Raw genomic sequence first — 21,150 nt, 5'->3', positions numbered from 1 at the left:
GGCGAGCCCTCGCATTGCGCGTAATGGCTATGCGGCGGCGTGTTCCAGTGCGATGTAGCGCGCGAGATGATGATCCTCGTCGCCGAGCTGATGGTCGATCATCACGAGGCGCTTGGCATAGTGCGCGAGCGGCAGCTCCCACGTCATGCCGATGCCGCCGTGCAGTTGGATCGCTTCCTCGGCCACGCGCGCGCCGATGCGCCCGATCGTGTACTTTGCCGCCGAAAGTGCGCGCTCGCGTTGCACGCGCGGCGCATCGATGGCCGCCGCCGCGTTGATCACCGCAGAGCGCGCTTGCTCGATTTCGAGCAGCACGTCGGCCATGCGATGTTGCAGTGCCTGGAAGCTGCCGATGGGCGCGCCGAACTGCTTGCGCGTGCGCAGGTATTCGAGCGTGTGATCGCGCGCGACGTCCATCGCGCCCACGGCTTCCGCAGCGAGCGCGAGCAGGCCATAGCCGCTCGCGTGTTCGAGCGTCGCGAAGCCTGCGTCTTGCGTGCCGACGAGTGCATCGGCGCCGAGCATCACATTATCGAGCTTCACTTCCGCCGCGCGTCCACCGTCGATCTTGCGATAGCCGCGCACGCTCACACCCTTGGCATCGCGCGGCACGAGGAAGAGCGAGATGCCCGCTTCGTCGAATTCACCGCCGGGTGGGTTAAATGCGGTGCGCGCGGAAACGAGTAGAACATCGGCATGCTCGCCATGCTGCACGACGCCTTTCGCGCCTTGCAGCACCCAGCCTTCGCCATTCTTTTCGGCGCGCGTGCTCACACGCGACGCTTCGTAGTGCGAGCCCGGCTCGTCGTGCGCAAGCGCTGCGATTTGCGAGCCGTCGATGAACGATGCGATGCGCGCACGTTGTGCCGCGTTGCCCGCATGCGCGAGCGCGCGGCCCACGATCAGCGTATCGAGGAACGGCTCGACCACGAGGCCGCGCCCGAGCGACTCGAACACGACGGCCACATCGAAGCCTTGGCCGCCGAAGCCGCCATCGGCCTCGTCGAACAGCGCGCCGATCACGCCGAGCTCGGCAAAACGCTGCCACATCCCGGTGCTGAAGCCCTCATTGGAGCGCGCGATTTTATCGCGCGCGTCGAAACCATATTGCTCGGCGATAAAGCGATTGAGCGTGTCCGCAAGCATGCGGCGGTCTTCGGTGTGCTGGAAGTTCATGTCAGGACCCCTTAAAGACCGAGAATCATCTTGGAGATGATGTTCTTCTGGATTTCGTTGGAGCCGCCGAAGATCGACAGCTTGCGGTTATTGAAGTAGAGCGCGGCGGCACTGGCGGCTTCGTCGGGGCCGATGGCCTCGCCTTCGTAGCCGTCATGGAGCGCTTCTTCGACGAAGGGCGCCGCATACGGGCCCATCGCACGGCGCAGCAGCGACGAGATCTCCTGGCGGATCTCGGTGCCGCGAATCTTGAGCATCGAGCTTTCCGCGCCCGGCACGCCGCCGCCCGCGACGGCCGCGATCACGCGCAGGTTCGTGGTCTTCATGTTTTCCAGATCGATCTCGACTTTCGCCACGCGTGCCGCGAATTGCGGGTCCTGCGCGAGCGGCTTGCCGTTGCGCATGACCTTTTGAGCGGCGCGCTTCAGGCGCGCGAGCGCCGCCACCGAAAAGCCCACGCCCGCGATATTGGTGCGCTCGTAGGTGAGCAGGTATTTCGCGTAGGTCCAGCCCTTGTTCTCTTCGCCGACCAGATTCTCGAGCGGAACGCGCACGTCGGTGAAGAACACTTCGTTCACCTCATGTTCGCCGTCGAGCGTGATGATGGGGCGCACCTCGATGCCGGGCGTATTCATGTCGATCAGCAAGAAGCTGATGCCTTCCTGCTTGCGCACGTCGGTGGCGGTGCGCACGAGACAGAAGATCATGTTCGCGTAGTGGCCGAGCGTGGTCCACGTCTTCTGGCCGTTCACCACGTAGTGATCGCCGCTTGCATCGGTTTTACGCACGGCGCTCGTGCGCACCGAGGCGAGGTCCGAGCCCGCGCCCGGCTCCGAGTAGCCCTGACACCACCAGTCGGAGCCGTCGAGAATGCGCGGCAGCCAATGACGCTTTTGCGCCTCACTGCCGTACTTGATGAGCACGGGGCCGAGCATGTTCACGCCGAACGGCACGATGCGCGGCGCGCCCGCAATCGCGCATTCGTTTTCGAAGATGAACTTCTGCACGGCGCTCCAGCCGGGGCCGCCATATTCCTTCGGCCAGTGATTCGCGAGCCAGCCCTTTTCGTTGAGCGTGGCGTGCCACGCGGCCATGTCGTCGCGCGTGAGGTGCGTGCCGCTGCGCACCTTTTCGGCGATGTGCTGCGGCAGGCGCTCGCGCAGGAAGTCGAGCACTTCGCTGCGGAAGGCCTCTTCTTCGGCGGTGAATTTCAGATCCATGTGTCTTGCTCCTTGCTGCTTTTTGCTGCCTTTTTCTGCTGAGGCGATGCGCACGGGCATCGTCGCACGCCCAATGAAAATGTCAGGCGGCGTGATTCAGGCTCGCGAAGTCCGCACCGCGCTCGACCAGTTCGACGAGCAGCGGCGAAGGACGCCAGAACAGCGGGTCTTCCTTCGCGAACTCGCGGATATCGGCGAGCACGTTGGCGAGGCCCACGGTATCGGCGTATTTCATCGGGCCGCCACGATAGCGCGGGAAGCCGTAGCCGTAGACCAGCGTGACGTCCACATCGAGCGGGCGCAGCGCGATCTTTTCGTGCACCACGTTCGCCCCTTCGTTGATCATCGCGGCCATGTAGCGGCGGATGATTTCTTCGTCCGTGAACGTGCGCGGCGTGATGCCGGCGCGCGCGCGCTCGGCGTCGATGATCGCTTCCACTTCCGGATCGGGCGAACCGGTGCGCGCGCCTTCGGGGTAGAGGTAGAAGCCGCGGCCCGTCTTCTGGCCGAACCAGCTGCGCTCGCAGAGGCGGTCGGCAATCTGCACGTAGCGCGCCTTCGGATCGCGCGTGGCCGCGCGGCGCTTGCGCGTGGCCCAGCCGATGTCGCCACCCGCGAGATCGACCACCTGGTACGGGCCCATCGGAAAGCCGAACTCGCGCACGGCCTTGTCGATCTGGTACGGCGAGGCGCCGTCTTCCATCAGATGATCGGCGGCGGTCCGATACACGGCCAGCAGGCGGTTGCCGATGAAGCCATCGCACACGCCCGCGCGCACCGGCACCTTGCGCAGCTTCTTCGCGAGCTCGAACGCGGTGGCCACCACGTCGGCGCTCACCGCCTTTGGCACCACGACTTCGAGCAGCTTCATGATGTTCGCGGGCGAGAAGAAGTGCAGGCCCACCACGTCTTGCGGGCGCTCGACGCTGGCCGCGATGGCGTCGATGTCGAGATACGAGGTGTTGGTGGCGAGCACCGCGCCCGGTTTGCAGACGCGATCGAGCTCGGCGAATACGGCTTGCTTCACGCTCATGTCTTCGAACACGGCTTCGATCACGAGGTCGACGTTCGAGAGCGCGTCATACGAGGTGCTGCCGCTAAAGCGCGCGAGGACTTGCGCCTTCGCTTCGGGCTTCATGCGCCCCTTGGCGATCAGGCCGCCGTAGACTTTTTCCACATGCGCGCGACCGCGTGCGAGCGCCGCATCGTCGCGCTCGATCATCGTCACGGGCAGGCCCGCATCGAGCACGGCCACGGCAATGCCCGCGCCCATCGTGCCGCCGCCGATCACACCGACGGTCTCGATTGCGCGCGGCGTGGCACGCTTCGTTTCAGGGGCTTTCTGCACTTCGCGCTCGGCGAAGAACGCGTGCACGAGGCCCGCGCGCTGCGGGCTTTCGAGGCAGGTGAGGAACTGCTTGCGCTCGAAACGCAGACCGTCCTCGAACGATTCGTCCAGCGCGGCCTGCACGCAATCGACGATCTTCAGCGGCGAAAACAGGCCGCGCGACTTCTTCGCGGTCTCGGCGCGCGCGGCGTCGATGGCGGCTTGTGCGGCGGTGCGATCGGCAAGGCCCTGCGCGTCGCGCGTGCGGCGCACGTGGGCATGCGCGGCGAGTAGTTCCTGCGCGTAGGCGAGACCTTCGGCGAGGATGTCGTCGCTGGCGCCCACGCGGTCGACGAGACCGAGCTTCAACGCTTCTTGCGCGCCCACGTGGCGACCGCTCAGCATCAGCGAAAGCGCGGCTTCGGCGCCGATCAGGCGCGGCGTGCGCTGCGTGCCGCCCGCACCGGGCAGCAGGCCCAACTGGACTTCGGGCAGGCCGAGCTTCGCGCCCGCCACCGCGAGCCGGTAATGCGCGGCGAGCGCGACTTCCAGACCCCCACCGAGCGCCGCGCCGTGAATGGCCACGATCACGGGCTTGTGGCAGGCCTCGATGCGATGAAGCACGTCGGGCAGCGCGGGCGGCTGCGGCGGCTTGCCGAATTCGCGGATGTCCGCACCGGCGATGAAATTGCGCCCCGCGCCGACGATCAGCACGGCCTGCACGGCCGCGTTCGCTTCGGCGTGCTCGATGGCGGCGGCGAGACCGCGCCGCACATCGACGCCGAGCGCGTTCACGGGCGGGTTGTCGACGGTGACGAGCAGCACCTTGCCGCGCAGTTCGTGGCTGACTGGCGAGGAGGCAGTGAGGGTGGGCGTTTCGATTGCCATGCGGGGTGTCTCCAGGATTAGGGGGCCGATCAGCGGCTGCCGTTGCGCCTCTCGCGCGAAAGGTGCGGCGGGCAGAAAGCCGGATGGCGGTTCTCCAATGTGGGTTTCATTGTGTGGATGCCAGCGTTAATTGACAATCCCATGGTTCATTGACATGCTGTCAAAGATTATTTGACAGTGAGACTCGTCGTGGACGTCAATGCGCTGACCTTGCTGGTGGAGATACTCGACGCGGGCAACCTGAGCGAGGCCGCGCGGCGCCTCAAGATGAGCCGCGCGAACGTGAGCTACCACCTCAACCACCTCGAAAAGTCGATCGGCCTGCAACTCGTTCGGCGCACCACGCGCCGCGTGGAGCCCACCGAGATCGGCTTGAAGCTCTACGAGCACGGGCGTGCGATCCAGAACGCGCTGCTCGCGGCGCGCGAGTCCGTTTCGACGCTCGGGCAAAGCCTCCAGGGGCGCGTGCGCTTGTCCGTGCCTAGCGGCTATGGGCAGCTCGTGATGTCCGAGTGGCTGATTCGCTTCAAGCGGCTGTATCCGGGCATCGTGCTCGACGTGATGTTCGAGAACCGGGTGGAAGATTTGCTGCGCGACGAAGTGGATATTGCGGTGCGCGTGATGCACGAGCCGCCGCAGAATCTCGTGGCGCGCGACATGGGGGCGGTGCGTTATATCGCGTGTGCGTCGGCGCAATGGGCCGCGGAGCACGGCATGCCTGAGACGCTGGAGGACCTTGCGCGCGCACCCGTCATTACCGCGACGGTGGTGGGGCGGCAATTGCGGCTCGCGGGCTATCTGGGTGACGAACGGCATGAGGTGCTGCTCGAGCCGTCGATTATTTCGGAAAACTTTCTATTTCTGCGCCAGTCGATTCTGGCTGGATTGGGGGTGGGTATTGTGCCCGATTATGTGGTTCATGACGATATTCGAAATGGGCAGGTTGTTACCTCGCTTGATGCCTGGCGGCTGAGTATCTTTGGTACGCATATGTATATGCTGTATATGCCTAATCGGCATCATACGAGAGCGGCTTCTACTTTTATCGATTATGTGCTGGATGAGGCGCGTAAGAGTGGGCGTGGTGCCGTTGATTAGTGGTGGTTTTTGTGGGTTCTTCGCGTTTCCTTGTTTTCGTGTCGGTCTATTAGCGTTGCCCCTGTGCGGGGCGGCACCTACTTTTCTTTGCAGCGGCAAAGAAAAGTAGGCAAAAGAAAGCCGCTCAAACCGCTAGTGTGACGCCGTCCACCACTCGCCTTTAATCGGAGCGGTTCCGGAGCGTCTGCCACCACGCGCCGTTTTTCGGAGCGACAAAGGGCTCATCCGTCCGGCGGCGCTACGCGCGCCGTGGGGCATAATCCAAAACCATCAGGATGCCTGCGCATTGACGCAGTGCATGCGCATTCGAGTGCCCAGGCAGCACGCTTGGTTTCCTTTGCAGACCCGACCGCTGCGCGCGTAGCGAGCAGCGGGATGCATGAGTCCTTTGTCACTGAGTTTGAAGGTGCGAGGTGACGGATGCCCCGGAACCACTTCGCTTAACGGCAAGAGGTGTACGGCGTCACACTGGCGGTTTGAGCCGCTTTCTTTTGCCTACTTTTCTTTGCGGCTGCAAAGAAAAGTAGGTGCCGCCCCGCACAGGGGCAACGCTAGCAGACCGACACGAACACAAGGAAACGCGAAAGAAAGACCACAAACGGGGCTCCACCACCGAATCAATCTCACTAACCGTGCTTGCCGCCCTCTCGCGCGCCTGGATCGTCCTCGCCCGCATCGCCATGCTCGGCACACGCGCCGGTTGTGGGCGGCCGCCCACGCGTCCCCTCCGAGAGCGGCACGCTCTGCTGAATCCCGGCCTTCGCCAGCATATGCGCGCTAATAGGCGCGGTGAGAAACAGAAACGCGGGAATCAGCAACTCATGCAGGCTAGCGAAATTACTATGCGCGCTGAAGTAGATCACAGAGGCGATCACGATCCCACCCACACCGAGCGTAGTCGACTTGGTAGGCCCATGCAGGCGCATGAAAAAATCGGGCAGACGCGCGAGCCCAACCGCGCCGATCAGCGTAAACACGCTACCGACGAGCAACAACACACTCACAATCGCTTCAACGAAGGTTTGCATCGGCAATGCCTCCTTCCAGTTCAGTTGAGTTCGATGATATCGCCGCGCTGCAAATACTTCGTAAGCGCAACGGTGCCAACGAACCCCATCAACGCGATAAGCAACGCAGCTTCGAAAAAAACCGTCGAGCGCAGGCTAATGCCATACACGACGATCAGCGCGATCGCGTTCACATTGAGCGTGTCGAGCGCGACGATACGGTCGGGCAGCGAGGGGCCGCGCACGAGGCGCAGCAGCGTGAGCAGGAACGCGATGCCGAGGATCGCGAACGAGACCGGGATCACGATGGCTAGCATGCGAAGATCTCCATCAATGGGGCTTCATAACGGGACTTGATGAGTGCGACGAGCGCCGCTTCGTCGTCGAGGTCGAGCACGTGCACGATGAGGCGCGTGCGGTCATCGCTAAGCTCGGCGCACAGCGTGCCGGGGCTCAGTGAAACGATGCTGATGAGCGCGGTGAGCGCGATTTCGTGCGTGCTGTCGAGCGGCACTTCGATGAACGCGGGCCGCAGGCGCTTCGTGGGACCGAGCACCAGTAGCGCGACTTCCACGTTGGCCACGACGATGTCGATCAGCACATGCATGAAGAGGCGCACGAGCAGCCACGGCCTGCCGAAGCGCACCGGCTGTAGCCACAATCCTTCGCCCACGCAGAACGAGATCACGGTGCCCAGCACCGCGCCGAGCAGCAGATTGCCGGGCGAGACGTCGCTCATCAGCAGCACCCAGCAAACGAGCAGTACGACGGTGAGCCACGGGTGCGGAAAGAGCCTTTTGAACATCGTCAGCTCCCGTTGGTCTGGGCGGATGGCGACGCGGCGGGCGATGCCGTCGCGGGTTCCGCCGATGAAGCCGCCGCCGACGCGTCCGGCGCGGGCAGGATCGCATGCACATAGGCGGCGCGGTCGAAGAGCTGCGCAGCGGTGGCGTCGAGATATTGCCGCAGCAGCCCCGCGCCCAGCGTGGCCGCCGCCACGCAGCCGAGCAGCAGCGCGCAGGCCACGAGCTTGGCCGCGCTGCCTCTGGGCGCGCGCGCGGGTGCGAAGGCGGCGGCGCGCGCGGCGGGTTCGGCCCACAGGAGGCGCGTGCCGGTGCGGCTCAACGCGACGATCAGCAGCAGGCTCGAGAGCAGCACGGCGGGCCAGAGGACGGCCGCGTCGTGCGTGGGCGTGGCCGCGAGCACCATCGCCTTGCCGAGAAAGCCGGAGAGCGGCGGCAGGCCCGCCGCGCCCACCGCCGCCGCGAGATAGAGCAAGCCGGCGGCGTTCGAGGGCCAGGGGGCGTGGTGCTTCTGGATCTTGTCGGCCGTATTGGCTTTCTGGGCCCGTTGTGGCGCGGGGTTCCCGGTCGCCAAAACCGCCACGGTTGCGAGCGTGGCCTGCGCCGTCGTCGCGGTCATCGGCATGGCCAGGGTCGCGAGCGCTTCGCCATCGGGCGCGGGCGAGATGGCCGCTGCCGCTGAGTCGTCGAGCGCTTCGAGCGAGCCGGGCTCGACGCCATCGGTTCCGTTCGCGGCGTGCGCTGTTGCGGCGGCCTCGGGCTCCAGCGTATCGGCGAGCAGGAACAGCGCGCCCGTGCACAGCGTCGTGCTGATGAGGTAGTAGAGCAGCGCGCTCCACGCAAGCGGCGTCTGCTGCGTGACGGCCGCGATCAGGAGTCCGACTGAAACGAGCACGAGATAACCCGTGGTGGTTTTCAGGCTCGACACGGCGAGCGCGCCCAGCGCGCCGAAGGCAAGAGTCGCGATGGCGAGCCACCATGCCCAGTCGTGCATGAACGTGTCGAGCACGCCGCCATGACTGCCGCCGCCGAACACGAGCGCGTCGCAGCGCAGCATCGCGTAGATGCCCACCTTGGTCATGATCGCGAAGAGGGCCGCCACGGGGCCGATGGCGCTGCGGTACGCCTGGGGCAACCAGAACGACATCGGAAACACGGCGGCCTTCAGGCCGAACACGAGCATCAGCGTCGCGCCCGCGAACTGCGCGAGCGGCAGCGAGCCGGCGTTCAGATGCGCGAGGCGCTCGCCCATGTCGGCCATGTTGAGCGTGCCGGTGATGCCGTACAGCACGCCCAGCGCGATCAGGAAGAACGACGAGCCCACGAGATTCATGATCAGATAGTGCAGCCCGTTGCGCACGCGCCGCGCGCCGCCGCCGTGCAGCAGCAGCGCATAGGAGGCGATCAGCAGCAGCTCGAAGAACACGAACAGGTTGAACATGTCGCCCGCGAGGAACGCGCCGTTCAGGCCCATCAGCTCGAACTGGAACAGTGCGCGGAAATAGCGCCCGCGCCGCGCGTCGGCGCTCGAGGTGCCCAGCAGGCAGCAGCACGCGAGCACGGCGGTGAGCAGCAGCATGAGCGCGCAGAGGCGGTCGAGCTGCAGCACGATGCCGAACGGCGCGGGCCATGAGCCGAGCGCATAGCTCGCGATGCCGCCTTGCGCGGCGCGCGCGGTCAGCAGGCATGCGACGGGCAGCAGCGCGAGCGTCGCGGCCGCATTGAGCGCGCGCTGCACGCGCTTCGCGCGAAGCGGCAGCGCAACGATGGCGCCTGCCGCGAAGAGCGGGATCAGGATGGGGAGCAGGAGGGCGTGATTCATGCGCCGCGCGTCTCCTCTTCGTTGAGCAGCCGGTTGGCCTCGCCGGTGTTCTTTTCACCGGCCTGGCCGTCGACCTGTCCGTCCACGTGGTCGCTGCCGGTGAGCGCGAGCGAGCGCAGCGCGAGCACCACGGTAAAGGCCGTCATCGCAAAGCCGATCACGATGGCCGTGAGTACGAGCGCCTGCGGCACCGGGTCCGCATACTGGGCGCCCGACTGAGCAGCGCCGCCCGCGATCACGGGCGGCTTGCCCGTGGCGAGCCGGCCCATGCCGAGCAGGAACAGGTTGATCGCATACGAGAACAGCGTGATGCCGAGAATCACGGGCAGCACGCGCTCGCATAGCAGCAGATAGATGCCGCACGCGCAGAGCACGCCGATTGCGGCAGCGAAGGCGGCTTCCATCAGCTTTTCTCCACGGATTGCATGTCCTTGTCGCGCACGCCCAGGTGCGAAACGATCGTGAGCGTCGTGCCCACCACCGCGCCCAGCACACCGAGATCGAACAGCATGGCCGTGCTCAACTCGATTTCGCCGATCAGCGGCAGACGCAGATGCCCGAACGCGCTGGTGAGAAACGCATGGCCGAAGGCCAGGCTTCCCAAACCAGTTGTGGCCGCAACGAGAATGCCGAGCCCCGCGAGCGCGCGGTAGTTGACGCGCATGCGCGATTCGGCCCATAGCACGCCGCTCGCCACGTACTGGAGCAGCAGCGCGATCGAGACGATGAGCGAGGCGATGAAGCCGCCGCCGGGCAGATTGTGGCCGCGCAGAAACACGAACACGGCCACGAGCGCCGTGAGCGGCAGCATGAGGCGCGCGAGAATGGCGAGCAAAAGCGGATGCGATTGCGATGACCACGGCAGGCCGCCCGGCCCGGTGTCCGGCGCCTTCAAGCGCAGGCCGCGCAAGAGCGCCTTCACGGCGAGCCCGGCAACCACGAGCACGCTGACCTCGACCATGGTGTCGAAGCCGCGAAAGTCCACGAGGATCACGTTCACGACGTTGTGGCCGCCGCTGCCGGGCAGGGCGTTCGCGAGGAAATACGGCGCGATGCCTTGCGCCGGCGGCCGCGTCATGACCTGATACGCCACGCTGCCGAGCAGCGCGCCGCCCGCGAGCGCGAGCGCGCCGTTACGCATGCGCGCGGGAATCGGCTCGATGGCGGTTTGCAGGTTGGGCAGGAAGTAGATGGCCAGCACCAGCAGGAGCACCGTCACCACTTCCACGGAGACCTGCGTGAGCGCGAGATCGGGCGCGGAAAAGCGCGCGAAGGCGAGCGTCACCAGCAGGCCGCAACTGCTCAGCATCACGAGCGCATAGAGCGTGTGCGCGCGTACCAGCACGACGCCCACCGCGAGCAGCGCCATCAGCACGAGGCCGCACAGCGTGATCGTGTCGATGGGCAGGCGCACGAAGTCGCCGCCCCAGGCGCCGAGCGCGACGAACGCGGTGCCGGGCACGATCAGCATCGCCGCGATCATCCACGCGAGATAGTCGGACAGCGAGCGCGTCTCGAACACGCGCACCACCACGGCCGCGCCTTTCTCGAGTCGCTGCACGAGACGATCGAATCCTTCGCTCGCGTTCATGTCCGAGAGCATCGAGCGATGATGGCGGAACGCGTCGCGGCGCAGGAAGAACAGCAGCGCGCCCGCCGTGAACGACACCACGCTCATGACGAACGGCGTGTTGATGCCGTGCCACAGGCTCAGACTGTATTCGGGCAACTTGCCGCCGAGCGTGAACCACGCCGCCGATTCGAGCAGCCTGCCAATGGTTTGCTGCGGAAAGAGGCCGATCAACAGACAGATCACCACGAGAATCTCGACCGGCAGCTTCATGAAGCGCGGCGGCTCGTGCGGCGGATAGTGCGGCAGGTCGCGCGGCGCGGCGCCGTCGAAGAACACGCCCCAGACGAAGCGCAGCGAGTACGCCACGGAGAGCGCGGCGGCCGCGATTGCGATCACCGGAATCGCCCAGTTGAATGGTCCGAACATGCCCTGCGCGAGCGTCTCGCCAAAGAACATTTCCTTCGAGAGAAAGCCGTTCAGGAGCGGAACGCCGGCCATCGCGAGCGACGCCACGCCTGCGAGCACGGCCGTGTGCGGCATGTACTTCGCGAGGCCGCGCAGGCGGCCCAGATCGCGCGTGCCGGTTTCATGGTCGATGATGCCCGCGGCCATGAACAGCGATGCCTTGAACACCGCGTGGTTGACCGTGTGAAAGAGCGCGGCCACGGTGGAGAGCTGCGTGTCGAGGCCGAACAGCAGCACGATGAGGCCGAGGTGGCTGATAGTTGAATAGGCGAGCAGGCCCTTGATGTCGCGCTGGAACAGCGCCATCGCGGCGCCGCCCACGAGCGTGACGAGCCCGGCGAGCGTGGCCGAGTAGGCCCACCAGTCGGTGCCCTCGAAGACCGGGTAGAGGCGTGCGAGCAGGAAGATGCCGGCCTTCACCATCGTCGCCGAATGCAGATACGCGGAGACCGGCGTGGGCGCCGACATGGCGTGCGGTAGCCAGAACTGGAACGGGAACTGCGCCGATTTCGTGAACGCCGCGAACAGCGTGAGCAGCAAAATGGCCGGAAAGAGCGGGTCGTGCTGGATCTTGCCTGTTTGCGCGAGCACGTCGTTCAGCTCGAAGCTGCCGCACACGTGGCCGAGCAGGAGCACCGCTGCGAGCAGCGCGAGCCCGCCCGCGCCCGTGATGGTGAGCGCCATGCGCGCGCCGCGCCGCGCGTCGGGACGCGAAGGCCAGAAACCGATCAGCAGGAACGAGACGAGACTCGTGAGCTCCCAGAAGATCACGAGCAGCAGCAGATTGTTAGAGAGCACTACGCCGAGCATCGCGCCCATGAACAGCAGGAGCAGCAGATAGAGGCGCAGGAGCGCGTCGCTGCCGGCCAGGTAATAGCGCGCGTAGACGAATACGAGCACGCCGATCGCGAGCACCAGCAGCGCGAACATGAACGAGAGGCCGTCAAGACGCAGCGAGAGCGCGAGGCCGATCTCGGGCACCCACTCGCGGCGCCACTGCATGACGCCATAGGTGGGCATGCCCACGCGTTCGCTCAGGAGGAGTCCGAGGCCGAAGAGTGCCGTCGCGAACGCGATCCACGTGGAAAGCGCGCGAGCGTGCCGGGCCGTGAGCGCAACGAGCGCCGCGCCCACGAACGGAAGTACGACGAGCCACCCCAATGCCATCCGACTTCCTCCGGGAGATCCGCTGCGAGCGGTTTGAAGACGTGGGCTGCGCGCAGGGCGCGGGCGGGGCGGGTCAGGAGTGCCCCAGGCGCGCCTGCGGGCCGCAGACCACGATCATAGCCGCAAACGGGGCCGGAGTTGATTCGGATGGAATCAATGCGCGGCGCAGGACCGCGCAGGGTTACATCGGCCAGACGAAGGCTTCGTGCGCGTGCGAGGTCTTGCCGATATCCACGGTACGGTGGACCGTCTTGCCGTCGTGGCTCGCCGTCACCACGTAGTGGCCGTTGGGCAGCGTCACGAGCATGAACGGGCCGTTGGTGCGCGTGGAAAGGAGCGGTTGACCGTGCGCGTCGACGATTTTCACGGGCACGTTCGCGAGGTACTCGTTGCCGTTCGCCGACTGGCGCGCGAATTCGAGCGAGAGCGGGTAGCGCGTCATCGCGGCCTTGAACGCCGCCGACTGGTCGCTGCCGATGCCGCCGGACAGATACGAGATGCTGCCTGCGTGCTGCGCTGGCGGCAGGGCGCCCGCGGTGGCCGGCGCCGCTGCGGTGCTCGGAGTGCTCGGGGTGGCGGCGAAAGCGCCTTGTGCGCCGAGCGCAAGCGCGAGTGCGGTGGAAAGCGAGGTAGCAAGCGAGACGGCCGTGCCCATCCACGGAGTGGAGCGTGCTTTCATTTTTACCTCCAATGGGTTCGCCGGCGCGGGCTACGCGCCGGACGAATCCAGCCTAGGCAGCGCGGCTTAAAAGTCCCTTAAAACCCGGGACGAACGCGCGTTTCGCCTGCCTGCCGCGCGCCCGCTTACCGCGCAATCATGCCGGTGAGCACGTAAGCCTGAATCAGCGTCATGACGCCGACGACGGCCGCGAAAAAGAGGCTATGGCGCACCGTGAAGCGGAACAGCGCCGCTTCCTTGCCGACGAGGCCCGTCGCCGCGCAGGCCACGGCGATCGATTGCGGCGAGATCATCTTGCCGCTCACGCCGCCCGAGGTATTGGCCGCGACGAGCAGCGTGTCCGAGACGCCGATCTGGTGCGCCGTGGTGTGCTGCAGCGAGCAGAACAGCGCGTTCGACGAAGTATCCGAGCCGGTCAGGAACACGCCGAGCCAGCCGAGGAACGGCGAGAAGAACGGGAACGCCGCGCCGGTGCCGGCCAGCGCGAGCGCCAGCGTCGAGGACATGCCCGAGTAGTTCGCCACGAACGCGAAGGCGAGCACGAGGCCGATCGAGAGCACCGGGCGGCGCAATTCGCCGAGCGTCTCGAAGAACGCGATTACGGCGGCGCGCGGCTTCATCTTCAGCACGATAGCGGAGACGATGGCGGTGAGCATGATCGCGGTGCCCACGGCGGAGAGCCAGTCGATCTTCAGCACGGCGTCGTAGGGCTTGGCCGAGGCCACGATGGGCGCGGTGCGCACCACGAGCTGATCGAGGCCCGGCACATGAAAGCTCAGGATGGTGCCGGCGAGCGGTCCCTTCGCGGCGAACAGCGCCTTGAACGGTTTGACGCTCCACACCGTGACGATGGCGGTCAGCAGGATGAACGGCGACCAGGCGCGCACGGTCTGGCCGATGCCATATGGCGACGCTTGACGGCTCGACGATGCGCCTGTCGCAACGCCACTAAAGTTGCCACCGAACTTGCCACCCACGTTGCCATTGAATCCGCCCAGCGCCGCCGCGCCGCCGCTCATGCCCACGGTCGCGCCCGCAGCTTGCGCGGCACGGCGCGGCTGCCACACCTTGAGGAATGCGGCGAGCGAGACGAGGCTCACGAGCGCCGAGGTGATGTCCGGCAACTCGGGCCCGATGTGATTCGAGGTGAAGTACTGCGTCACGGCGAAGCTGGCGCCGGCCACGAGCGCCGCCGGCCAGGTCTCCTTGACGCCGCGCTTGCCGTCCATGATGAAGACGAGCCAGAACGGCACGAACAGCGAGAGCAGCGGCAACTGGCGGCCCGCCATCGCGCCGATCAGGAACGGGTCGATGCCCGTCACCTGGCCCGCGACGATGATAGGGATGCCCATCGCGCCGAACGCCACCGGCGCGGTGTTGGCGATGAGGCACAGGCCCGCCGCATAGAGCGGCTCGAAGCCGAGGCCGACCAGCAGCGCCGAGGTAATGGCAACAGGCGCGCCGAAGCCCGCCGCGCCTTCGAGGAATGCGCCGAACGAGAAGCCGATCAGGAGCACTTGCAGGCGCTGGTCGTCGGTGATCGAGAGCACGGAGGCGCGGATGATCTCGAACTGCCCGGTCTTCACGACGATCTTGTAGAGGAACACCGCGGTCACGATGATCCACGCGATCGGCCACAAGCCATAGGCGAAGCCGAAGCCTGCCGAGACGAGCGCCTGGCGCACCGGCATGCCGTACTCGAAGATGGCCACGCCCAAGGCGAGCACGAGCGTGATGGCCGCCGCGACGTGGCCTTTCAACCGCAAGCCGGCGAGCGCGATGAAGAAGAACAGGATGGGCACGACGGCCACGAGCGCGGACAGCCAGAGGCTGCCAAGCGGGGTATAGATCTGATGCCAGGGTTGCACTACGGTCTCCTCCGTGGATGCGGGTCGAAAAGGTCACGCGCATTCATCGGGCATGCATGTTCTAGACTCGCGAATCTGGATTCGCGATGTAATTTCGCATGCCTGATGAAATGTCGTTTATTGCGGCTGATCGCGCTCGCGCAGCAAATCGTGCAGGCTGCGCGACGCGGGCTTGAGCGGCGTGCGGTGCTGGGTCCAGCCCATCTGCTGCGAAGGCGCGAGCGCGCGCAGCCGTGTTGCGGCCCAGCGCAGCGCGCGATACGCACGCGGATGCGCGAACGCACCGCTCCAGAAGCGCCAGACGAACTGCTCGCTCCTGCTGTGATTCGCGCCTTGGCCGCGCAGCGGATGCGCGACGGTTTCGTCGGGCGAGCGGTTCGCTTCGGTGCGCAGGCGCACCAGCAGTTGCGGAATCGGAATGCGCACGGGGCAGACTTCGCCGCATGCGCCGCACAGGCTCGATGCGGTGGGCAGATCGGCGGTTGCGTCGAGTCCCAGCAAGTGCGGCGAGATGATCTTGCCGATCGGGCCGGGGTAGGTCGTGCCGTAAGCGTGCCCGCCGATACGCGTGTACACCGGGCAGTGATTCATGCACGCGCCGCAGCGGATGCATTGCAGCGTGGCGCGTAGTTGCGCGTCGGCGTAGGCCTGGGTGCGGCCATTGTCGAGCAGCACGAGATGCACTTCGCGCGGGCCGTCCTTCTCGCCTTCGCGGCGCGGGCTGCTGATGAGGTTGAAATACGTGGTGATCGGCTGGCCCGTGGCCGAGCGCGTGAGCAGGCTCGAAAGCGGCACGATGTGCTCGAGCCTGGCCACCACTTTTTCCATGCCCATGATCGCGACATGCACGTCGGGCACCGTGGTCGAGAGACGGCCATTTCCCTCGTTCTCGACGAGCCACAGCGTGCCCGTATCGGCGGCGGCGAAGTTCACGCCCGAGAGACCGATCTGCGCATCCACGAACGCGTGGCGCAACGCGCGGCGGCCCGTCTGGATCAGCGCGTCCACGTCTTCCGTATAGGGCGTATCGGGAATGTGCGCTTCGAACAGATGCGCGATATCGCCCTTGGTCTTGTGGATCGCGGGCATGACGATATGCGAGGGCTTTTCGCCGGCAAGCTGCACGATGTACTCGCCCATGTCCGACTCGATGCAGTCGATGCCGCGCTCGGCGAGGTAATGGTTCAGCTCGATCTCCTCGCTCGCCATCGACTTGCCCTTGATGACGCGCGTGGCCGCGTGCCGCTGCGCAATGCCGTGGACGATGCGGTTGGCGTCGTCGGCGGTCTCGGCCCAGTGCACGTGGATGCCGTTTTCTTGCAGCTTCGCTTCGAGCTGCTCCAGCAGTTCGGGCAAGCGTGCGAGCGCATGCTGGCGCACCGCTTCACCGAGGTCGCGCAGTTGCTCGAGTTCGTCGGCTTCGGGGAATTGCGCGGCGCGCTTGCCTTGCAGGAAATCCATCGCGCCGCGAAAGCTCTGGCGCAACTGCGGATCGTCGAGCGCCGCACGGGCGCGCTGGCGGAACTCGGCCGTGGGGACGAAATGCAGCGTGCTTTCGTGTTGCGCGGTGCGCGCTGTGCTGGCGGTCTTGCTCATTGCGCGGCTCCGGGTCTGGACAGATTCGTGGGCGAATTCGTAGGCAAACTCGCGGGCGAATGGGCGGACGAATGCGCGGGCACTTCAGCTTCGTCGCCTTCATCGTCCGTGACGACGATCACCCACAGCGCGCGCGGTCCGTGCGCGCCGTAAGCCGTGGTCTGCTGGATGTCCGATGTCTTCGAGGGCCCCGAGATCATCACGAGGTTGGTGGGCATGCCGTCGCGCCAGCGCTCGGACGCCACAGCCGTATGCAGGTCCGCGTGCAGCGTGCGCGCATGGATCAGCGCGACGTGCAGCGGCGGCACTAGCGAGACGGTGCGCGGTGCGTTGGCGTCGGGCACGACCACGAGCGTGCCGGTGGCCGCGAGGCCCGAACGCGCGACGGTGAAGCCGGCGTCGATGCTGTCGAACAGTTCGGACTTCCAGGCTTCGATCGGCTCCGCGTAGCCGCGTGCTTCGATGTCGGGTGCGGCGGCGCGCAGCGCTTGACCAAGCGCCACGCCTTCCGCGCTCGACGCGTCGAGCAACAGCCGCTTCACGCCGGCGGCCGCGAGGCGATGCGCGAGTTCGGCGGGCCAGTCCTTCGCGCTCGCGCGGACGACCTGGGCGTGAGCGGCCTCCAGCATGTGCTGGAACTGCGCGAGACGGGCCGATTCGGTGGCGAGCGTCGCGCAGGCCTGTGCGCGCTGCTGTGCATAGTGCGCGTCGATGCGCTGGTCGAGCGCGTCCACCGGCGCAGGTGCGGCGGCCTCGTTGGCGCTGCCGTTGCCATTGCTGCTGGCGCGCAGCCGGCCGAGCATGCGCGTGCGAGCGCCCAGGGTATCGATAGTGTCGATGATGGCGGCGCTCATGCGGCCTCCCCGCCAGTACGGCGCCAAAGGAACGAAGCGAGGTGCTCGACGGCGAGCGGTGCCCCCTGGTGCTCGGCGGCATGGCCGATGTTGAGCAGGCACCCGCAGTCGGCGGAAACCAGCCGGTCGCAGCCGGTCGCGCACGCCGAGGCGATCTTGTCGGCGACCATCGCGCCGGAAATATCGGGGTGCTTCAGCGAGAACGTGCCGCCGAAGCCGCAGCATTCGGATTCGCGCTCGTGGTCGATGCGCGTGACGCCGGGCAGCGCGTCGACGACCTCCACGCCGTGCACGCGCGTGCCCATCTCGCGGCGCGCGCCGCACGAGGTGTGGAGCACCACGCGTTCTGCAGGCTGTTTCAGCGCGGCGTCGCCATAGGCGCCGGCGGCGCCGAGATCCACGTTCAGCACGCGCACGAGGAATTCGGTGAGTTCGTAGATGCGTTCCGAGAGCGCCTGCGCGCGAGCGGCATCGGCTTTGTTGGCCGCGTTGGCTTCGCCGTCTTCGAACAGGGCGGGCCAGTGGTGCCGCATCATGCCCGCGCACGAGCCGGATGGCACGATCACGGGCCAGGGTTGATCGAACAGGCCGAGCTGTGCGCGGGCCACCTCGCGCGCCTCGCGCGGATTGCCGCTGCTATAGGCGGGCTGCCCGCAGCAGCTTTGGGCGCGCGGGAAGTGGACCGTGAGCCCTTCGCGCTCGAGCAGCTTGACCGCGTCCAGCCCGGCCTGCGGCACGAACAGGTCGACGAGGCAGGTCGCGAACAGGTAGACGTCGGTAGGGCGCGCTCCGGTGGGGTATTGCCGTGGCTTCATGTCTCGCTCGTATCGCTCTCTGTATGGCTCGGTGTCGAATCGCGCGTCGGTCCCGGCATTGCGCGCAGGCGCCCAGTACCGCGGGTATCTGGGCACCGGGGGGCGGCTGCACGCCTGGCCGCGATGGCGACGGCAGGTTTGTGGGCGCATAATCGCCGCTTCGGGTGGCGGGTTCAAACTGGTTGGACCGGTGGCTGACCAGCGGGGCAGACGCACCGTCGGCACCGTCGGCACCGCCGCCGAAGCACACGATGTTCGGGGACGATCAATGAGGGACAGGGCCGGCGCGCGCGGACGCGTGGAAACGGTGATGCGGCAGATGGAGACGTCGCTGCTCGATGGCACGTGGCGCGCGGGGACGAAGCTGCCCTCCGAGCGCCTGCTCGCGCAGGAGTACGGCGTGGCGCGCAACACGGTGCGCGAGGCGATCCAGCGGCTCGCCGCGCGCGGGCTGGTGGCGAGCCGCGCGGGAGCGGGCGTGTTCGTGACCGACCAGTTGCGCACTGGCTTCGCGTCGCCTTGGGGGCAACTGGTGGCCGACCATCCGGCGCTGCGCGACGACATCCTCGAATTTCGCCGCGTGCTGGAAGGCGCGACCGCGTATTTCGCGGCGATGCGCGCGAGCGACGACGACCTCGCGCGCATTCGCACGCTGATGCAGGAGCTGGAGCGCACGCGTGCCACCGACGACAAGGCCGCCGAGGCCGACACCGACGCGAAGCTGCACGAAGTGATCGCTCAGGCTTCGCACAACGCGATGTTCCTGCACTTGCACACCAGCGTGCTTGGGGTGCTGCGCGAGCACATCACGATCAACGGCACGGGCTTGCGCGAGCAGAACGCGGACGCATCGGATCATCTGCTGCTGCAGCACCGCACGCTGTGCAACGCGATTCTTGCGCGGCGCCCGGAAGAGGCGCGCACGGCGATGCAAACCCATATCGACTTCGTGCGCACACGGGTGAACGAGGAGCACGACTCGCCCGAAACCGGTCCAACCAGTGCGAAGAAACCCCGGGCACGCAAGAAGCCCGTCGCGCCTTAAGATTGATAAAGTCGGATTGCCAAAGCCGGATTGCCAAAGCCGGCGCACAGGACGGGCGTTCGCCACGCAGCTCGAGCGACGCCCGCACGAACACAATGAGAAGGAGGCCAGGCCATGAACCCGCCCGTCGCGCGTATTGAATCCCTGAGCGCCATCACGCTCACCGTGAGCGACATCGCGCGTTCGGTGCGCTTTTATGAGGTGCTCGGCTTCGTGCACAAACCCGGTGCCGCGATTGCCGGATTCGCGTCGTTCGTGCTGGGCGGCGGGAGTGGGGTCGGCGCATGCTATCTCAATCTGCTCGAAGGGCCGCATGGCAAGGTCGAGGGGTGGGGGCGCGCGATCTTCTACGTCTCGGACGTGGACGCCTTTTACGCGCAGGCGCTGGCCGCGGGCCTCACGCCCGCCTTCGCGCCGCAGGACGCGCCGTGGGGCGAGCGCTATTTTCATCTCGTCGATCCGGACGGCCACGAGTTGAGCTTCGCGAAGCCGCTGGCCTGAGCCACGGCCGGGCCAAATGAGGTTCGCGCGCCGCCCGGCAGGTTCGCCGCCGCGGCGCGCGTCGATGCATCTGAAATACGAGTGACACCCGTAGCGCCGATAGTGGCGTGTGGCCGTGACCATCTGCGCTCGATGCCGCCGAAGCGCCCGGCGCGGGTTGCCACTCATTGCAAGAGGAGATGTCGCCATGAACGAACGGGACCGTGCCCAGCGCAGCGCGCACGAATCCGGCAGTGAAGCCGGCCACGAGGTTGGCAACGGGGTGGATCATGCAGCAGGTTATATAGCAGGCCATGAAGCAGGCCATGAAGCGGGTCATGAAGCGGGTCATGAAGCGGGCGGGAACGCCGAGCGCCATCGCCGCCGCCGTCTCGACGAAGAGCTCATCGACGCCTACGACGAAGAGCTCGAAATGGAAGTCGACGACCGCCTCCAGGAAAGCGGCCTCGTAATCAGCGACGAGGCGCGTGCGTTGCGCCGCGTCTATTTCCGCGAACTGATCCGGCTGCAGGGCGAGCTCGTCAAGATGCAGGACTGGATCGCGAGCACGGGCCACCGGCTCGTCGTGATCTTCGAAGGCCGCGACGCGGCCGGCAAGGGCGGTGTCATCAAGCGCATCACGCAGCGCCTGAATCCGCGCATGTGCCGCGTGGCGGCGCTGCCCGCGCCCAACAACCGCGAGCGCACGCAATGGTATTTCCAGCGCTACGTGCAGCATCTGCCCGCGGGCGGCGAAATGGTGCTGTTCGACCGGAGCTGGTACAACCGCGCGGGCGTCGAACGGGTGATGAACTTCTGCACCGACGAGGAGTACGAGGAATTTTTCCGCTCGGTGCCGGAGTTCGAGAAGATGCTGGTGAGAAGCGGTATCCAGATCGTCAAGTACTGGTTCTCGATCACCGACGACGAACAGGAAGTGCGTTTCCAGAGCCGCATCGAGGACCCGCTCAAGCAGTGGAAACTTTCGCCGATGGACCTCGAAAGCCGCCGCCGCTGGGAAGCCTACACGCACGTGAAGGAAGTCATGCTGCAGCGCTCGCATATTCCCGAGGCGCCGTGGTGGGTCGTGCAGGGCGTCGACAAGAAGCGTGCGCGCCTGAACTGCATCCATCATTTGCTGAGCCAGGTGCCGTATCACGAGGTCGAGCACGCGGACGTGACGCTGCCCGCGCGCGTGCATCACCCCGACTACATTCGCCAGCCGGTGCCGCAAGACATGATCGTGCCGGAAATCTACTGACGCCGG

At 66.3% G+C, this 21,150-nt stretch carries 18 protein-coding genes; 4 read left to right on the top strand and 14 right to left on the bottom strand.

Annotated features, from left to right (window positions below):
• Window positions 1-27: 27 nt before the first annotated feature.
• The 3 genes from L5014_RS12555 to L5014_RS12545 form a co-directional block, all read right to left on the bottom strand.
• The gene (locus L5014_RS12555) at window positions 28-1,176 is read right to left on the bottom strand and encodes an acyl-CoA dehydrogenase family protein (RefSeq protein ID WP_238464012.1); all 1,149 of its coding nucleotides are present in this window, start codon (window positions 1,174-1,176) and stop codon (window positions 28-30) included.
• Window positions 1,177-1,187: 11 nt separating this feature from the next.
• Window positions 1,188-2,396 carry an acyl-CoA dehydrogenase family protein gene (locus L5014_RS12550; RefSeq protein WP_238464010.1) on the bottom strand — a complete coding sequence of 403 codons (1,209 nt, stop codon included), beginning with the start codon at window positions 2,394-2,396 and terminating at the stop codon, window positions 1,188-1,190.
• An 82-nt stretch (window positions 2,397-2,478) separates the two neighbouring features.
• Entirely contained in the window at window positions 2,479-4,611 is a 2,133-nt protein-coding gene (locus L5014_RS12545; RefSeq protein WP_238464008.1) for a 3-hydroxyacyl-CoA dehydrogenase NAD-binding domain-containing protein, read from the bottom strand.
• Window positions 4,612-4,800: 189 nt separating this feature from the next.
• Here L5014_RS12545 and L5014_RS12540 point away from each other — a divergent pair, with 189 nt between their 5' ends.
• The gene (locus tag L5014_RS12540) at window positions 4,801-5,709 is read left to right on the top strand and encodes a LysR family transcriptional regulator (RefSeq protein WP_238464220.1); all 909 of its coding nucleotides are present in this window, start codon (window positions 4,801-4,803) and stop codon (window positions 5,707-5,709) included.
• 626 nt (window positions 5,710-6,335) lie between these two features.
• On the opposite strand, the gene L5014_RS12535 is transcribed toward L5014_RS12540, so the two are convergent.
• The 11 genes from L5014_RS12535 to L5014_RS12485 all read right to left on the bottom strand — a co-directional run bounded on the left by L5014_RS12535 (window position 6,336) and on the right by L5014_RS12485 (window position 18,358).
• A complete protein-coding gene (locus L5014_RS12535) occupies window positions 6,336-6,737 on the bottom strand; it encodes a Na+/H+ antiporter subunit G (RefSeq protein WP_238464006.1) in 402 nt (133 codons plus the stop codon).
• Between the two features lie 20 nt (window positions 6,738-6,757).
• Complete coding sequence (locus L5014_RS12530) at window positions 6,758-7,033, bottom strand: K+/H+ antiporter subunit F (RefSeq protein WP_238464004.1); 276 nt, start codon at window positions 7,031-7,033, stop codon at window positions 6,758-6,760.
• The gene (locus tag L5014_RS12525; RefSeq protein ID WP_238464002.1) at window positions 7,027-7,521 is read right to left on the bottom strand and encodes a Na+/H+ antiporter subunit E; all 495 of its coding nucleotides are present in this window, start codon (window positions 7,519-7,521) and stop codon (window positions 7,027-7,029) included. The genes L5014_RS12530 and L5014_RS12525 overlap by 7 nt, the downstream gene beginning before the upstream one ends.
• A gap of 2 nt (window positions 7,522-7,523) precedes the next feature.
• Window positions 7,524-9,341: a monovalent cation/H+ antiporter subunit D gene (locus tag L5014_RS12520; protein ID WP_238464000.1), complete on the bottom strand. Its 1,818-nt coding sequence runs from the start codon at window positions 9,339-9,341 to the stop codon at window positions 7,524-7,526.
• A complete protein-coding gene (locus tag L5014_RS12515; RefSeq protein ID WP_238463998.1) occupies window positions 9,338-9,745 on the bottom strand; it encodes a Na+/H+ antiporter subunit C in 408 nt (135 codons plus the stop codon). Before L5014_RS12515 ends, L5014_RS12520 begins: the two co-directional genes overlap by 4 nt.
• The gene (locus L5014_RS12510) at window positions 9,745-12,546 is read right to left on the bottom strand and encodes a monovalent cation/H+ antiporter subunit A (RefSeq protein ID WP_238463996.1); all 2,802 of its coding nucleotides are present in this window, start codon (window positions 12,544-12,546) and stop codon (window positions 9,745-9,747) included. The genes L5014_RS12515 and L5014_RS12510 overlap by 1 nt, the downstream gene beginning before the upstream one ends.
• 181 nt (window positions 12,547-12,727) lie before the next feature.
• Complete coding sequence (locus tag L5014_RS12505) at window positions 12,728-13,225, bottom strand: carboxypeptidase-like regulatory domain-containing protein (protein ID WP_238463994.1); 498 nt, start codon at window positions 13,223-13,225, stop codon at window positions 12,728-12,730.
• Between the two features lie 125 nt (window positions 13,226-13,350).
• Window positions 13,351-15,093 carry a lactate permease LctP family transporter gene (locus tag L5014_RS12500; protein WP_238463992.1) on the bottom strand — a complete coding sequence of 581 codons (1,743 nt, stop codon included), beginning with the start codon at window positions 15,091-15,093 and terminating at the stop codon, window positions 13,351-13,353.
• Window positions 15,094-15,210: 117 nt separating this feature from the next.
• The gene (locus L5014_RS12495) at window positions 15,211-16,689 is read right to left on the bottom strand and encodes a LutB/LldF family L-lactate oxidation iron-sulfur protein (RefSeq protein ID WP_238463991.1); all 1,479 of its coding nucleotides are present in this window, start codon (window positions 16,687-16,689) and stop codon (window positions 15,211-15,213) included.
• Window positions 16,686-17,543, bottom strand: a complete 858-nt coding sequence (locus tag L5014_RS12490) for a LutC/YkgG family protein (RefSeq protein WP_274389352.1) — start codon at window positions 17,541-17,543, stop codon at window positions 16,686-16,688. The genes L5014_RS12495 and L5014_RS12490 overlap by 4 nt, the downstream gene beginning before the upstream one ends.
• A complete protein-coding gene (locus L5014_RS12485; RefSeq protein ID WP_238463989.1) occupies window positions 17,540-18,358 on the bottom strand; it encodes a (Fe-S)-binding protein in 819 nt (272 codons plus the stop codon). The genes L5014_RS12490 and L5014_RS12485 overlap by 4 nt, the downstream gene beginning before the upstream one ends.
• 268 nt (window positions 18,359-18,626) lie before the next feature.
• Between L5014_RS12485 and L5014_RS12480 the strand changes: the two genes are divergently transcribed.
• From L5014_RS12480 to ppk2, 3 genes are all read left to right on the top strand, one after another.
• Entirely contained in the window at window positions 18,627-19,403 is a 777-nt protein-coding gene (locus L5014_RS12480; RefSeq protein ID WP_238463987.1) for a FadR/GntR family transcriptional regulator, read from the top strand.
• Between the two features lie 114 nt (window positions 19,404-19,517).
• Window positions 19,518-19,904 carry a VOC family protein gene (locus tag L5014_RS12475; RefSeq protein ID WP_238463985.1) on the top strand — a complete coding sequence of 129 codons (387 nt, stop codon included), beginning with the start codon at window positions 19,518-19,520 and terminating at the stop codon, window positions 19,902-19,904.
• A 187-nt stretch (window positions 19,905-20,091) separates the two neighbouring features.
• On the top strand, window positions 20,092-21,144 hold the full coding sequence (gene ppk2 / locus L5014_RS12470; RefSeq protein WP_238463983.1) for a polyphosphate kinase 2: 1,053 nt from the start codon (window positions 20,092-20,094) through the stop codon (window positions 21,142-21,144).
• The last annotated feature ends 6 nt before the right edge of the window (window positions 21,145-21,150 follow it).

Origin of the sequence: Paraburkholderia tagetis, assembly GCF_022213065.1 — a bacterium.
Classification (GTDB): Bacteria; Pseudomonadota; Gammaproteobacteria; order Burkholderiales; family Burkholderiaceae; genus Paraburkholderia; species Paraburkholderia tagetis.
This window is presented reverse-complemented; position numbering and strand designations above follow the sequence as displayed.